Origin of the sequence: Halobacillus dabanensis (genome assembly GCF_900114165.1) — a bacterium.
Lineage (GTDB): Bacteria > Bacillota > Bacilli > Bacillales > Halobacillaceae > Halobacillus > Halobacillus dabanensis.
This window is the reverse complement of the sequence record NZ_FOSB01000003.1, coordinates 24606-39515: the sequence shown is the minus strand read 5'-3', so window position 1 is coordinate 39515 and position 14910 is coordinate 24606. Positions and strand designations below refer to the sequence as shown.

Annotated in this window: 11 protein-coding genes; all 11 read right to left on the bottom strand. The window is 41.4% G+C overall.

The window, feature by feature from the left end:
* Positions 1–143 precede the first annotated feature (143 nt).
* Positions 144–767 (bottom strand): SafA/ExsA family spore coat assembly protein, encoded by a 624-nt coding sequence (gene safA / locus BMZ58_RS06125; protein WP_075035678.1) that lies wholly within the window; start codon positions 765–767, stop codon positions 144–146.
* 147 nt (positions 768–914) lie between these two features.
* Positions 915–1385, bottom strand: a complete 471-nt coding sequence (locus BMZ58_RS06120; protein ID WP_167360034.1) for a hypothetical protein — start codon at positions 1383–1385, stop codon at positions 915–917.
* A 316-nt stretch (positions 1386–1701) separates the two neighbouring features.
* The gene (locus BMZ58_RS06115; protein WP_075035676.1) at positions 1702–2997 is read right to left on the bottom strand and encodes an NCS2 family permease; all 1296 of its coding nucleotides are present in this window, start codon (positions 2995–2997) and stop codon (positions 1702–1704) included.
* Positions 2998–3201: 204 nt separating this feature from the next.
* On the bottom strand, positions 3202–4686 hold the full coding sequence (locus tag BMZ58_RS06110; protein ID WP_075035990.1) for a PH domain-containing protein: 1485 nt from the start codon (positions 4684–4686) through the stop codon (positions 3202–3204).
* Entirely contained in the window at positions 4679–5158 is a 480-nt protein-coding gene (locus BMZ58_RS06105; RefSeq protein WP_075035675.1) for a PH domain-containing protein, read from the bottom strand. The genes BMZ58_RS06110 and BMZ58_RS06105 overlap by 8 nt, the downstream gene beginning before the upstream one ends.
* Positions 5159–5809: 651 nt before the next feature.
* On the bottom strand, positions 5810–6625 hold the full coding sequence (gene proC, locus BMZ58_RS06100) for a pyrroline-5-carboxylate reductase (protein WP_075035674.1): 816 nt from the start codon (positions 6623–6625) through the stop codon (positions 5810–5812).
* Between the two features lie 214 nt (positions 6626–6839).
* The gene (locus tag BMZ58_RS06095; protein WP_075035673.1) at positions 6840–8345 is read right to left on the bottom strand and encodes a potassium/proton antiporter; all 1506 of its coding nucleotides are present in this window, start codon (positions 8343–8345) and stop codon (positions 6840–6842) included.
* 136 nt (positions 8346–8481) lie between these two features.
* A complete protein-coding gene (gene yhbH, locus BMZ58_RS06090; RefSeq protein WP_075035672.1) occupies positions 8482–9645 on the bottom strand; it encodes a sporulation protein YhbH in 1164 nt (387 codons plus the stop codon).
* A gap of 329 nt (positions 9646–9974) precedes the next feature.
* Positions 9975–11294, bottom strand: a complete 1320-nt coding sequence (gene odhB, locus BMZ58_RS06085; protein WP_075035671.1) for a 2-oxoglutarate dehydrogenase complex dihydrolipoyllysine-residue succinyltransferase — start codon at positions 11292–11294, stop codon at positions 9975–9977.
* The gene (locus BMZ58_RS06080; RefSeq protein WP_075035670.1) at positions 11281–14148 is read right to left on the bottom strand and encodes a 2-oxoglutarate dehydrogenase E1 component; all 2868 of its coding nucleotides are present in this window, start codon (positions 14146–14148) and stop codon (positions 11281–11283) included. Before BMZ58_RS06080 ends, odhB begins: the two co-directional genes overlap by 14 nt.
* A gap of 253 nt (positions 14149–14401) precedes the next feature.
* The gene (locus BMZ58_RS06075) at positions 14402–14851 is read right to left on the bottom strand and encodes a phospholipase D-like domain-containing protein (protein ID WP_425268648.1); all 450 of its coding nucleotides are present in this window, start codon (positions 14849–14851) and stop codon (positions 14402–14404) included.
* Positions 14852–14910: the final 59 nt, after the last annotated feature.

Below are 14910 nucleotides of genomic sequence, written 5' to 3'. Positions count from 1 at the left end.
ACCCTTCAAAGGTAATCCCAATCATTATAAGAAAACATTCCTATATTTCTTTTCTTTAAGTAAGCGGAAAGTCTCCTATGACCACTTTACTAAATAATCAATACGAAGAAACGGCCGCTTGACCTGTGCAAGCGGCCGTTCTTTTATTGAGTGATAAACATCTGTGTCCAGTAAACGCCATAGCTACCGCCTTCAGCATAGCCTACACCAATCTGGTTTAAATTAGGATCAAGAATATTTTTTCTATGACCGGGGCTGTTCATCCAACCGTCCACCACTTCTTCTGGTGTTCGCTGTCCTGCTGCGATATTTTCGGCTGCTCTTCTATATGAGACATTAAAATCTCTCATCATGTCAAAAGGCGAGCCATATGTTGGAGATTGATGGGAAAAATAATTATTATTAGCCATATCTCGAGACTTATACCGTGCAACACGTGAAAGCTGCCAATTCGCCTTTAAAGCTGGCAGTCCGTTTTTCGCTCTTTCTTGATTGGTCAAATCTATAACTTGTCTCTCTACCGACTTGATATCAGATTTTAGTGGAATCGTCACTTTGTCACCCGGATAGATTAAGTCAGGGTTACTGAATTGTCCATTAGCATTAATTATTTCGCTTAGTCCAATTTTATATCTTTTAGAAATCTTCCATAACGTATCCCCGCTTTTAACTGTGTACGTATCTGTTGCCGCATGGGAAAGTTGGGGAGCTTGCACAAACAATATTCCAGCAACCACAAGACTCCCTAACCACATCCATATTTTCATACTGTTTCCCTCCTTTTATTTGTCGGAAGTAGTTTGGCTCTAAGTTCTGTAAATTATGTATAAAAAAGGAATAGTACAGACAATAAAATGCCCCCACCGATGGTCAGTCGGTAGGGGCTATACCATAGGGGAGGTATAATTAATTTATTAATGAAAGGAGCGAGCCACTTCAACCAACTGTTGTTGTGTCACTCTCTGTTCATTTGTGTTGTCAGACGCCACACTGGCGCGATAGGTCATAACATACGTAATTCCGTCTTTTTCCCATTGCAATTTCTTCGAAAAACGGTTGTCTTCATATGTGCCTTGAAGATTAGCCTCAATCTTTATTTTTTCAGGTTCAACCCACGAAGTACCTGCTCCCCCGGAAGTGATTTGTATGGTAAATAAATCATTCTCCCTGGAATAAAAATTTAAATCCAACATTTCGCTCTGCTCTACTTGATAAATATCAGACACCATACTAACCATAGGAAGGGGAATAAAACCAGGAACATCAGTATCAAACTTCACTTTCTCAACAACTGAAGAAACCTTCTCTTCATCATAGGAGTAAAACCCAGTAGTTACAGCATGAGGAGTCGGACTGCAGCCACATAAAAACATTAAAAATAACATACAAATGAAAAACTTTTTCCACACATCTCTTTCCCCGCAATACCTTTCTATGTTTCTAATATACAGACGAGATGGTTTCCCAAAAGGTTTCACCATTCTATAATTTTTCCCTCATAATTCCTCCTCTTTTTCTGTTGACTTGAGTATTTTTAACTCTCAAGCACGTTAATCTATCCCGATTTCTTTTTCCTCTCTGAGGAGACACATATCCATGTTATCTCAGAAAAAATAAGTAACCATGATCAATTGATAGATATCGTATATACAATAAAACCCTACGGTATTAGGGACCGTAGGGTATATCACTTACATTTTATTAATGACCTGGGAAGAATACCAGTTGCAATATGAATATCACTGCGAACATATAGAGCATCCAGTGTACTTCTTTTCCTTTTCCCATCACAAGCTTCAAGAGTGGATAAGTGATGAAACCAAAAGAAATGCCTGTGGCAATACTTGAGGTCAATGGCATCGAAAGGATAATAATGAAGGCTGGAAATGCATCATCAAACGATTCCCACTTCACTTTTGCTAATCCTCCCATCATAAAACACCCCACAATAATAAGCACAGGGGAAGTAATAGCTGGAAGCCCTGACACAGCCCCCACTACAGGAGCAAAAAACATCGATAAGATGAATAATATAGCGACGACCGTAGTCGTTAGACCGGTTCGACCTCCTGCAGCTACACCAGAGGACGATTCAATATAAGCGGAGGAAGGACTTGTCCCGAACATCGCTCCTACAGTTGTAGCTGAGGCATCAGCCATCAAAGCTGCTCTTGCTCTAGGAAGACTACCATCTTTTCTTATAAATCCTGCTTGTTCGGCTACACCGATCATCGTCCCTGTCGTATCAAAAATCGTTACAAGAAGGAAAGCAAAAATAACAGTATAAAGACCATTACTGAATACAGCTCCAATGTCCATGTCCCAGAAGACTGGAGACGGTGGCATATCCATAATACCTTCCATTTGTAATTGCCCAGTGAAAAAGCCGATAATAGCTGTGATAAACATCCCGATAAACAAACCACCCGTAATGTTCCGTGCAATCAGAATCAAAGTAACAAAGAGACCAAAAACTGTTAATAAAGGACCAGGAGCTGTCAGATCTCCAAGCGTCACGAGTGTAGAGTCACTCGCAACGATAATTCCAGACATCCTCAAACCAAGAAAGGCGATAAATAATCCAATTCCTGAAGTGATTCCATATTTTAAGGAGGCAGGGATGGCGGTGATTAACGTTTTTCGTAAACTAGTTAAACTTAAAATGACAAATAAAATACCTGAAATAAATACAGTTCCTAAGATTACGGAATAACTAACATCCTGTTGAACAACCTCTGTGACAAAATAAGCATTCAACCCCATACCAGGAGCAATCGCGATCGGATAATTAGCAGCAAACGCCATAATCAACGTACCAACAATTGCTGCAATGATTGTGGCCATGAACACTTGATCAAATGGTACACCAGCATTAGAAAGAATTGCTGGGTTGACGACTACAATATACACCATCGTCAAAAATGTGGTGATTCCTGCCAGGATTTCCGTTTTAACATCTGTATGGTTTTGATTCAGTCGAAAAATTTTGCTTAACATTGCTGACACCAAACTTTCAATTATAATTACAACGTTTATTATAGTACTCTTTTTACGAACAAAAATCAACAATAAATAATTAACGTTCGTATTATGTGCGTGATTTTCTCTCTTTTACATATAAATATGTTTTTTCTTCCATTATAGCTTCTGTTTAGCTTAAACTTGAAAAAACCTGGTCAATAATAAAACCAGCAGAGATTATTAATTCTCTGCTGGTTTCTTCACCTTATTCAATGTACGATACCAATCAAGCACTTGATTGGTATCATCCTCTTCTAAGTAGTAACAATGAGCCACTGCTCCTCCTGATCCGGATTTCAGTGTCATGCGTACACTCGAGAGGGATGCCCTTCTCTGGAAGAAACTTTGTGTTCCGGAAGCTGCCTGTATTCTGTATTTCTTCATCACATATGTTTGTTTAATGATTGTCCTTGAACGTAAAGTCAGTTGATGATCGTTAATTTTCCATCCAGCATCATGATAAGCTAACCATCCCAGAACTAGCAGGAAAAGCCCTGCAATAATCGATAACATCCCGTATGGAAAAAAGAAAATGCTAAGTGGTATTGCAGCTAAAAATCCGAACCATGCATGACGAATTAAATAACGGTAAAGAGATCGTTTTGGAGGTTGTTTAAAATCGCTTCCAATTTGATAATCGGAAAGAATTTTTTGGATCACCCCTTCGATTTCTCTCTTTTTAATCATAGGTAACAATTTTAATTGGTGTTCATCACCTTTCAATACAGAGCCCCCTGCACTGATTAGTGTGACAGAAGCATAACCCAATGGTTGACGAATCAAATTCTCATCAATTCTTATCCCTTGAATGCGGTTCAAAGGTATCGTCATCTGCTTTTTTTCTAACCAACCTCTTGTTATGATAAGGTCATCAGCATCAAGATACACAGAAAAATAAGCATATCTGAAAATCGTCATGATAATGGAAATGCCATAAGCGATCAACAAAATAAGAAATACACTAAAAGCGACAACAAGAAATCCAATTTGAATCCAATCTAACACTTCTCTATAAATACTGCCAAGCGGGATAAGATCCATGAACTGGGAGAAGAAAACAGCGACTCCTGAAATAACCACCCCTGCTCCCCCTGATGTTACGGCCATCCAAACTATGTCCTTCATAGTCATACCGTAAACCTTTTCACGAGTTGGAGGGGTTATTTCCTCTTCATCTTCAACAACTTCCTGTCCTTCCTCGTTCGTCTTATGTTTCTCTTGAAAAATCAATGTTTCCAACTCATCAGCTTCTTTACGGTGGATAGCTGTTAGCTCAGCTTCAGCCCCCTGGGTACCCGTTGACCCTGCAGTTTCCACAGATACTTTCACCAAGTTCAATGGACGATGGAAAATACCCTCAGAAAAATCTAGACTTTGAATCCGATCGATAGGTATATACCTTTTCTTTCTGAAGATCAATCCATGCTCGATACGTAATTCTCCCTCTTCCATTCGGTAAGTAAAACGGAGCCAACGGATAATTCCAGAACCTAACACGAGAATGAGAACACCTGCCCATATAAGTAAAGGGATTAATTCGACGTCCCCACTGAGAATATTACCATTAAGTACAAAGACGATAATGAGAGGCAAAGCGGCATCTTTTAGCGTTTTAACGAAATTGATGACAGCAGATATCGGGTGTAACCTACGTGGCTCAAACATCATCTTCCGCCACCCTTGCTAAAGAAGAAATCGATTGCCTTAAACGCTCCGCTTCATTTTCATCCAATGCAGGAATCTTATGTATTGTCGCTGCTGTCGAAATGCTAATCGTTGATAAACGAAATTTTCTCAATAAAGGTCCTTGTTCTGTATCTACATGCTGTACCCGAACCATTGGAACAAGCGTCCTCGTAACGATAAAAATTCCATATTGCAAATCAATGTCTTGTTCACTGACCTCATATCGCCAACGTTTCCACCTTAAAGTCGGAATCAGCCAGATTGTAACAATCAATTCAATAAGTATTATTCCTAAGGCAATCAGTAAAAGCCACCACGGCCAATTCCATAAAAATACAGCGACCGTCAATCCAATCGTCAATAGTACAACAATCATCACTTGAATAACTCCATAGATTCTCCACAAAGTTAACGCTCGTTTGGAGATCTGTTGGGCTGGTTGATTCTCCATAATTCCACCTCCTGTTCTTGCATACGGATGAAGCTCAAGGTTTGTTTCATTTCTTGCCTATATAAAACTTTCTGCCTTCTTTTTTCCTTCTATAACATTCCACAAACGCTCCCTATTCTTGAAGACTCAGTTTCGAGACTTTTGCATACAGGGACGGTGTCAGGGAAAACGGCTCGCTTTCCGTGGGCATGTGGTGAGCTTCCTCAGACTTCGTCTTCCGGGATCTCACCTATCATGTGCATCCCACAGGAGTCTCCCCGTTTTCCCTGACACCATATGATAGAATGATACTCGAAACCCACTTCAAGTAAGGGGGGAAGGATGTAGATGGGAATGCTGTAAGATTGGGCCTGAACTGCTATTCTCCATCTACTCATGACTGGGTTTGTTAGGCGATTTAGAGCAATTCTTACGGCAATGGGAGGTGGGGGATGAGGAGACTCCTGCGGTAAAGGATAGACTGGCGAGACCCCACAGGTCATGAAGTGACCGAGGAGACTTGCCGTCTTCCCCGCGGAAAGCGACTTATCCCCCACCGACCTTTATTCACATCAAAAGCCTCGAAATCGAACCTTCAAGAATACTGCCATATAGAGGAATAGGAACAAAGTGTAAAGAAATGAGCCGGACATGGCGGCCCGGCTCTTGTGATCACTTCTTTCCTTGAGAAAGTTCTTTCGACCTATCCGTACAAGCAGTCATCCCTTGAATAATCGCATTTCGAAACCCTACCTCTTCAAGCTTCGTCACACCTGAGATTGTCGTACCTCCAGGTGTACACACCGCGTCTTTCAATTCTCCAGGATGTTTTCCTGTTTCTTTTACCATTTTGGCAGCTCCTTCGACAGCTTGAGAAACAATTTTATATGCTTTTTCACGAGGAAACCCCTGTTGCACCGCGGTATCAGCCATCGCTTCTATCAGCATATAAATAAACGCAGGAGAAGAACCACTCACGGACGGAACGGCGTCCATCAACTTCTCTTCTACAACCTCTGCTTCTCCAAAACTTTCGAACACTTCCATCACTTCTGCTAGTTCTTGATTTGCAACGAAGTCATTCGGACAAAGGACGCTCATTCCAGCCCCGACAAGGGATGGAGTGTTTGGCATGGAACGAATGACTTTCACATTTCTTCCAAAGGCTTCTTTCATAGCATCCAACGTAATTCCAGCCGCTATTGTAACAACAACAGTATCATCCCGCACTTCATCTTTGATTTCCTGGATGACCCCCTGGTATACATATGGCTTGATGGCTAGAAATAGCAAGTCACTTTCCCTGGCCAAGCGTTTATTATCATTGGAAATTTGAATCCCATATTCATCTGTCACAAAATCTATCGTTTCATCAGATAATGCGGTAGCAGCGATATCCTCTGCTTTAACAAGGCCAGCATCAATCATGCCTTGAATCATAGCTCTTCCCATTTGGCCACAGCCAATGAAACCAATACGTTTATTCACCGTACATCCCTCCTTGGTGTCTCTTATTGTATAGGAAGATTGTCGAAGGCACAATTCATTATTGTCGTTCTCGCAGATCTCTAGTTAATATTGCATGTTTTTTCTAGAAAAGGTTTACAAACGCCGATGCATTGCCTATAATAATAACTGTATTCTTCATATCATAAAGAAACGCCCAAAATATCATAGCTGCTACGAGAAAAGCCGAGCTGCCTTAAGCTCGGCTTTTTTCGTGTTCAACTTCCTCTTCCTTAATCGCTTCTAACAGCTTCTTCACTTCCTTCTTATTTTTCCTTGCAACGAGGATATATAATGTATCTCCTGCTTTGATTTCTGTTTGTCCGTAAGGCGTGATTACATCACCATCTCTAATAATCGCATTAATCAAAGCCCGGTCAGGGAGTTCCATATTTTCAAGCGTTTGTCCTACTACTACATTTTTTTCTGTTACATCAAACTCAATCATTTCTACATTCGCTTTACCAATAGAAATGAGTTCTAGAGAATGAATCGGATTACCGAGCTTATCTGAAACAAGTCGGAATCGTTCTGCTACCCAAGTAATCGATGATCCTTGCACAAGTGCAGAAGTCAACACAGTAAAGAAGACGACATTAAAGATCAGTTGACTATTTTCAATTCCTGCAAGCATCGGAAAGATGGCGAGTACAATCGGTACCGCTCCTCGCAAACCAGCCCAGGACAGAAACAGCTTCTCTTTCCATTCGAATGAGAACCCCGCCAAACTTATTATGATGGCGACCGGTCTCGCTATAAATATAAGCACAATTGCAATCAGGAGACCATCCAACATGATCGACCAGGTAAATACTTCTTGTGGAGAAACAAACAACCCAAGAATAATAAACATTAAAATTTGCGCCATCCAGCCGAAACCTTCATGAAAACGCAAGATGGAATAGCGGTAAGCAAGTTCAGCGTTTCCTATGAATACAGCCGTCACATAAACAGCTAACAATCCACTAGCTTGTAAAAGAGAACTGGAACTGTAGGAAAGAAACGCAAACCCTAAAGCATAGAGTGGATAGAGACCACTCGAGTCTAAATTGATACGGTTCAAGGAAAGGCTCGCTAAGTATCCAATGACTGCTCCTACAGCAAATCCAGCTCCCATCTGCCAGAAGAATGATCCAACCATCCCCCACACATTCATTTGATCGAGTGTGAGGAGCTGAATGAACGTAATTGTCAAAAACACGGCCATCGGATCATTCGTACCAGATTCCGCTTCTAGGGTGGCTTCTAGTTTCCCACGGACATTTTTACCTTTCAATACAGCGAAAACGGCTGCCGCATCAGTGGAACCGACAATCGAACCAACTAAAAATGCTTCAATCCAACCAATATGTAAAATAAATTTAGCAGCGACGGCTACGAGAAGTGTTGTCAAGACCACTCCAACTGTAGCAAGTGTGATCGAAGGGGCAACCACTGGACGAATATCTTTCCACTTAGTTAACATTCCGCCTTCAAACAGTATTATAATTAAAGCGATGACACCAACAAGCTGCGCAATTTCCGGGTTGTCGAAGTAAATAAACCCTAATCCATCATTTCCGACCAGCATGCCTACTGCAATAAATAAAACAAGGGATGGGACCCCTAATCTTGATGAAAATTTTGTAACGATGATACTAACAATGAGCAATAAAGCCATCAGCATGATAAACTGATTGGACTCTAATATTTCTTGAATCATAGAATGGACTCCTTTTACCTTCTTGATCCTATTATTATAACAAGGGAAAGGGATAGTTTTGTATTCAAATTACTTGTCCATTCTTAAAGACCACAAAAAAAGCCAAGCAACAAGATGTCACTTGGCTCTGGTAACATCAGCTTAGCATCTCTTCCACCTGTTCACTAAAGAACTGTTTCATTGCATGGAACACATCCGCTTTTCTTCGTAAAATATAGTAGCGAAATTTCGGATGTTCAATGGATTTATAAGCTTGCATCAAACTGGAAGAACGATTATATTGATTAACCTCTCCGTAACCGAACATTTGTGACACTTCAATGAGTTGTTCAATTAATCCGAGGCATCTTTTGTTATCAGATGTTAAATTATCGCCATCTGAGAAATGGAATGGGTAGATGTTGTAACGTTCCGGTGAATACTTCGTTTCAATCAATTCCAAAGCCTTCCTGTAAGCGGATGAGCAAATGGTACCCCCACTTTCCCCTTTAGAAAAGAAATCATCCTCACTTACCACTTTCGCTTGGGTATGGTGGGCTACGAATTCAATTTCCACTGTTTCATAATTTCTATTTAAGAATCTTGTCATCCAAAAGAAGAAACTTCTTGCCATATATTTTTCCCATTGGCCCATGGACCCACTCGTATCCATCATGGCTATGACAACGGCCTTCGACTCAGGTTTCGTCTTTTCGTTCCACGTTTTAAAGCGGATGTCTTCTGGATAGATAGGAGCAAAAGAAGCTTCTCCTCCTAATGCATTCCTTTTATAGGCTTCCAGCATCGTTCGTTTTTTGTCGATGTTACCTGTCAAACCAGTTTTTCTAATATCACTAAATTCAATATCTGTGTGGATAATATTATCCTTTTCCTTTTCATCTAAATTCGGTAACGTCAATTCTTTGAACAAAGCTTCCTCCAACTCTGCTAAAGAAATTTCTGCTTCATAATAATCTTCGCCTGCTTGATCGCCAGCACCATCTCCATCGCCTGGCTTCCCTTTAGAGGGTTGCGGCGCTTGCGCAACTACGTCACCGACCTCACTGTCTCCTTCTCCTTGTCCTGCATGTTTATTCTTCTCATGATTATAACGGATTTTATATTCATCAAGTGAACGTATAGGAATCTTAACGACACGCTTTCCATTCGACATCACAATATTTTCTTCGGTAATGAGGTCAGGCAATTGTTTACTCATTGCGTCTTTCACTTTTTCTTGATGTCGCCGCTGATCGTCGTAGCCTTTCCGATGGAGGGACCAGTCGTCTTCGGCGATTACAAAACTCATCTCTTCATCCATGTAATTCCCTCCTAATCGAGTATTACTCTATCGTATGCAGGTCCAATGAAATGGATGAAAGATATTGAGATATGTATGGATTATTTGTGTATTTCGCCTAGCTTTGTCTACCTTTTCACAAATTAATTAATAGTAAATGTAACCCCCATGACACTCCCTTATCTTTAACTTTCAGCTTCGATACACCGTGGTGACGGGAGGGGAAGACACTAGTCAAGGTCCGTTGCCGAAACACCTTAACTCACACAATATCCAGATAGTATGTAATCAGGATAAGTAACATAAAAAACCCCTCTTCCACTCATTTTAGTGGAAGAAGGGCTTCGGAATTAACCTTCGAGCAATAAATCGTATGGATCCTCAATCATCTCTTTGATTCTGCGTAAAAATTGCACCGCTTCTTTTCCATCGACAATCCGGTGATCATAAGAAAGAGCTATATACATCATCGGGCGCGCCTGGATAGAATCATCCGGCATTACTTTCGGGCGTTTTTCGATATTATGAAGCCCCAGGATACCGACTTGTGGGGAATTTAGAATCGGTGTAGAAAGCATGGATCCGAAAATCCCACCATTAGTAATAGTGAAGGAACCACCTTGAAGGTCATCTAACTGTAGCTCTTTATTTCGGGCTTTTGTCGCCAAATCAGCAATCCCTTTTTCAATACCCGCAAAGTCCAAACGGTCTGCATCACGCACAACCGGCACCACTAGCCCCTCATCCGTGGAAACAGCCATCCCGATATCATAAAATTTCTTCTGAATGATTTCGTTACCTTGGATTTCTGCGTTGATTAATGGGAATTCTTTCAGTGCACCAACGGCTGCTTTTGTGAAAAAGGACATAAAACCAAGTTTGATATCATGTTTTTTCTGGAAGGATTCTTTACGCTCACTACGAAGCTTCATAACATTTGTCATATCTACTTCGTTGAATGTCGTCAACATAGCTGATTCTTGCTGTGCTTCCACAAGACGCTTCGCAATCGTCTGACGACGGCGTGACATTTTGATACGCTCGACTGGCTTATCAAATTCTGTCTTTTTAGGCTCTTCCTTTTTCTTCTCTTGTTTCTTCGATTTGTCATCAGAAGAAGAAGATTTTGAAGAGGGTTTTGATTGTTCTTTCTGATTACCTTTTGCAGCTGCATCAACATCTTCCGGACGGATACGACCAAGTGGATCGCGTGCGGAAATTTCACTCAAATCAATTCCGAGTTCCCGCGCCCGCTTACGTGCTGCAGGTGTCGCCACCACATCTTTAGTATCTTTTTTAGAAGGTTCTTGTGACTGAGCATCGGAAGAATCTTGTTTTTGTTCTGGTTTAGATTCTTCTTTTTCTTTATTAGAATCATCTTCTTTTGACTCTTCCTCGCCTGAAGTGTCGTCCCCATCAGAGCCAGATGCTTCCCCGTTTTCATCGACTTTAGCGATTACGTCACCTACTTCTACGTCATCCCCTTCGTCTTTCAATAGTTCAGCAATGATACCACTAGCATCAGCATTCACTTCTACGTTTACTTTGTCCGTCTCAAGTTCAAGAATGGGATCGCCTTTCTCGACTTGATCTCCCTTATTGACCAGCCACTCTGCGATTGTACCTTCTGTAATGGATTCAGCTAATTCAGGAACCTTAATTTCCTTCATTTGTTTCTCCTCCTTTAGACATCTGTAGCGCTTCATGAATGATTCGATTCTGCTCTGTTTTATGAATGTTTGGTTCTCCGACAGAAGGGGATGCACGATGCGGACGGCCTACATAGCGGTGGATCTGACCTTCTTTCAACAGCTTGTGCAAAATTCCTTCTACGAAATACCAGCTTCCCATGTTTTGTGGTTCTTCCTGTACCCAGACTAACTCTTCTAAATTAGGGTAAGTTTCTAATATTTCAGCTAATTGTTTTTCTGGGAATGGATAGATTTGTTCAATCCTGACAGCATCAATGGACTCGAAAGACTTGTCCGAACCATCAATGGTATCTTCAATGTCCACCATAATTTTACCGCTTCCCAAAAGCAAGGATTTCACTTTTTCTTTGTCCTTGTCTTCCGAAAGGATCGGTTGCTTCATAACCGGCTGGAAACGTCCTTCACTGAACTGCTCACCAGGAACAGCTACTCGTTGATTTCGTAGTAGACTCTTAGGTGTCATTAAGACGAGCGGGCGAGCTTCCTCTTGATTACTGATAGCTGCTTGTCTTCTCAATAAATGGAAGTACTGTGCGGAAGAAGTCACATTTGCAACCGTCCAGTTATTTTCTGCTGCCAATTGCAAAAATCTTTCTAGACGGGCACTGGAGTGCTCTGGTCCTTGCCCTTCATATCCGTGAGGCAACAAGAACACCATGTTTGATTTTTCTCCCCATTTTGCACGCCCAGCAGAAACGAATTGGTCGAAAATGACTTGACCAGCATTGGCGAAATCGCCGAATTGAGCCTCCCAAATGACTAGGCCTTCCGGAGCTTGGACACTGTATCCATATTCAAACCCGATTACTCCAGCCTCTGATAATGGACTGTTATGGATATCGAATGAAGCATCGGCTTGTTCTAATCCATGTAACGGACAGTAGGTCTCTCCTGTTTCTACATCATGAAGAACTAGATGACGGTGAGCAAAGGTTCCACGTTCTGTGTCTTGCCCAGTAATACGGATTGGTTTTCCATCTTCAAGAATGGAAGCAAAAGCCAGAGCCTCAGCTGTTGCCCAATCGACCTTTTGCCCCTCTTCCAGCATTTTACCGCGACGCTGAAGAATCTTCTCAAGCTTCTTAAAACCATTAAATCCTTCCGGTCGCTTCAACATGCCTTCATTCAAACCTCTGAGACGGTCTAACTCGATCGCTGTATCGATTTCATCCAAATCCCGTTCGACTCCACTAGGGCGATCTTTGACATCCGGTGATGCAGATGTATGCTCGTTCATGTTCGTATAGATGTCTTTAAGTTTCTTTTCAATTTCTTCTTTTATGTCCTCAAGAGCTCCTTCTCCAACTATAGAAGTCTGCTGTAGTTGTTTCTCAAAAACAGCTGCCACTGTCAGATGCTCATCGATTTCTTTATATAATTTTGGTTGTGTAGCTCTCGGTTCATCCATTTCGTTGTGACCGAAACGACGATAACCCACTAAATCAACCAGAAAGTCTTTATGGAATTTCTGACGGTATTCATATGCTAGAGACATAGCAGAAAGACATGCAATCGGATCATCTGCATTCACATGTAATACGGGAATCTCAAAGCCTTTAGCAAGATCGCTAGCATATCTTGTTGAACGACCATCTTTACGATTCGTCGTGAATCCGACCAGGTTATTGGCAATGATGTGCACTGTTCCACCTGTTCGATAACCAGGCAGGTCACTCATATTAAGCGTTTCAGCTACCACACCTTCCCCAATAAAAGCTGCATCCCCGTGAATCAAAAGCCCGAAAGCTTCATCTTCATCCATTTTTGCATAACCCGGCTCTGTACGATCATCCTGGGCTGCACGGGTGAAACCTTCCACTACTGGATTTACATATTCCAAGTGAGATGGGTTGTGACTCAGTGTCACGCGAGTAGCTTTTTGTTCTCCATTTTCAATTTCCCTTCTAGCTCCAAAGTGATATTTCACATCACCAGTCCAGCCATAATTAATGCCCATTGAGCCTTCGGAAGGTACAAGTTCCTTATCAGGTGAATGATGGAACTCTGAAAAAATACGATCATATGGTTTACCCAGAATATGGGCCAGTACGTTCAAACGCCCACGGTGGGCCATGCCCATCATGATATGTTTAATTCTGTCTCCTGATGCTGCCTGAATAATATGATCAAGCATCGGCACCATGACATCCAGGCCTTCTATTGAAAACCGCTTCTGTGCTACGAAAGTCTTTGCCAAGAAGTTCTCAAAGCCTTCCACTTCCGCTAGGCGATAAAGCAATTGTTTCTTTTCTTGATCAGTCAGAGACACTTGATAAGATCCTGTGTCCACTTTTTCTTGCAACCATTTCCTTTCATCTTCGTTGTTGACATGACCAAATTCAAAAGAAATGGTACCTGCATACCTTTCTTTTAATGTTTCGACTACTTGCAAGGCATTATCCAGTTTCACAGGAGCATCTGGCCACACCCATTCAGCTGGAATCCCTTTCAAATCACTTTCTTTTAGTCCGTAAGTTTCTAAGTCAAGCAAATTGGTCGTAGGTCGCTCTTCGCTTCCAACAGCATAAATATTCGCTTGTAGGTGACCATGACGACGAATAGCCTCAACAAGTTTCAACGCTGAGGTGATTTTAGCAATGTCTCCTTCGGAAGGTGCAGCTTGGCCATTCGATTGTTCGGCCGATCCGCTTCCCATCCAATCAGGAGCCCCGTGCTCATCGAATATTTCCTTCAGTGAAGGATCGACAGCACTAGGATCGTTTTCATATTGTTCAAATTGTTCTTCAATGTACCCCATGTTGGGGCCATGGAAATTTTCCCAAAAGTTTTGAGTGGAGCCTTGTTTAGACACGTAGAATACCCCCAAGTAGTTGTTGGCTAATGTTACCTCGAAAACGTTTCCAAGTCCATGTACTATTATAGAATTGAAACGCTTCCGTATTCAACAAATTTCGCTTTTTTTTTCAATGAAGTACCAAATTCATTATAACAAGAAAGACGCACCATTGGGTACGTCTTTTTCACTTTTTACCACTAAAGTGATATTTCTTTGTTATTCATCATCCTCTAAAGCACGGTAAGCCATCTCATAAAGTTTCATTTGACTATTGATCGGTTGGGGTTTTCCGTGCGCTTGACATATTCATATGACCCGTCATTTTTTTGTTCTCCCGCTTTGACGCTGCCGGGAATAAAAGCTCTACACGCTTGACCATGTTTCTTGTCATCAATTCAGCAGAAGACAAAAAGACGCGATCATCTCCGTTATGGTGGAAATAATAAATTCTGCTGTGCTCCAGGAAGCGACCGACAATACTAATCACACCAATATTATCACTGAATCCTTGGATACCCGGACGAAGGCAACAGATTCCCCTTGCAATCAAGTCAACTTGCACGCCTGCTTGAGAAGCTTCGTAAAAATTCATAATAATATTTTTATCCGTAAGGGAATTCATCTTTGCAACGATGCAGCCATTTCCATGTTGTTTTTGAAAACGAATCTCATTATTTATATAACGGATAAAGTCATTCCTTATATCAATCGAGGCCATTGAAAGGTGATGAAACACCACAACAACAAAACCGCCCTCTTAATTAAGAAGGCGGTTTA

Excerpts from the sequence above, each read along its gene's own strand:
- yhbH (WP_075035672.1), bottom strand. The coding sequence starts at position 9,645 with ATGGATGAAGAGATGAGTTTTGTAATCGCCGAAGACGACTGGTCCCTC.
- BMZ58_RS06110 (WP_075035990.1), bottom strand. The coding sequence starts at position 4,686 with ATGTTTGAGCCACGTAGGTTACACCCGATATCTGCTGTCATCAATTTC.
- BMZ58_RS06105 (WP_075035675.1), bottom strand. The coding sequence starts at position 5,158 with ATGGAGAATCAACCAGCCCAACAGATCTCCAAACGAGCGTTAACTTTG.
- odhB (WP_075035671.1), bottom strand. The coding sequence starts at position 11,294 with ATGAAGGAAATTAAGGTTCCTGAATTAGCTGAATCCATTACAGAAGGT.
- BMZ58_RS06075 (WP_425268648.1), bottom strand. The coding sequence starts at position 14,851 with ATGGCCTCGATTGATATAAGGAATGACTTTATCCGTTATATAAATAAT.
- safA (WP_075035678.1), bottom strand. The coding sequence starts at position 767 with ATGAAAATATGGATGTGGTTAGGGAGTCTTGTGGTTGCTGGAATATTG.
- BMZ58_RS06115 (WP_075035676.1), bottom strand. The coding sequence starts at position 2,997 with ATGTTAAGCAAAATTTTTCGACTGAATCAAAACCATACAGATGTTAAA.
- BMZ58_RS06095 (WP_075035673.1), bottom strand. The coding sequence starts at position 8,345 with ATGATTCAAGAAATATTAGAGTCCAATCAGTTTATCATGCTGATGGCT.
- BMZ58_RS06120 (WP_167360034.1), bottom strand. The coding sequence starts at position 1,385 with ATGTTATTTTTAATGTTTTTATGTGGCTGCAGTCCGACTCCTCATGCT.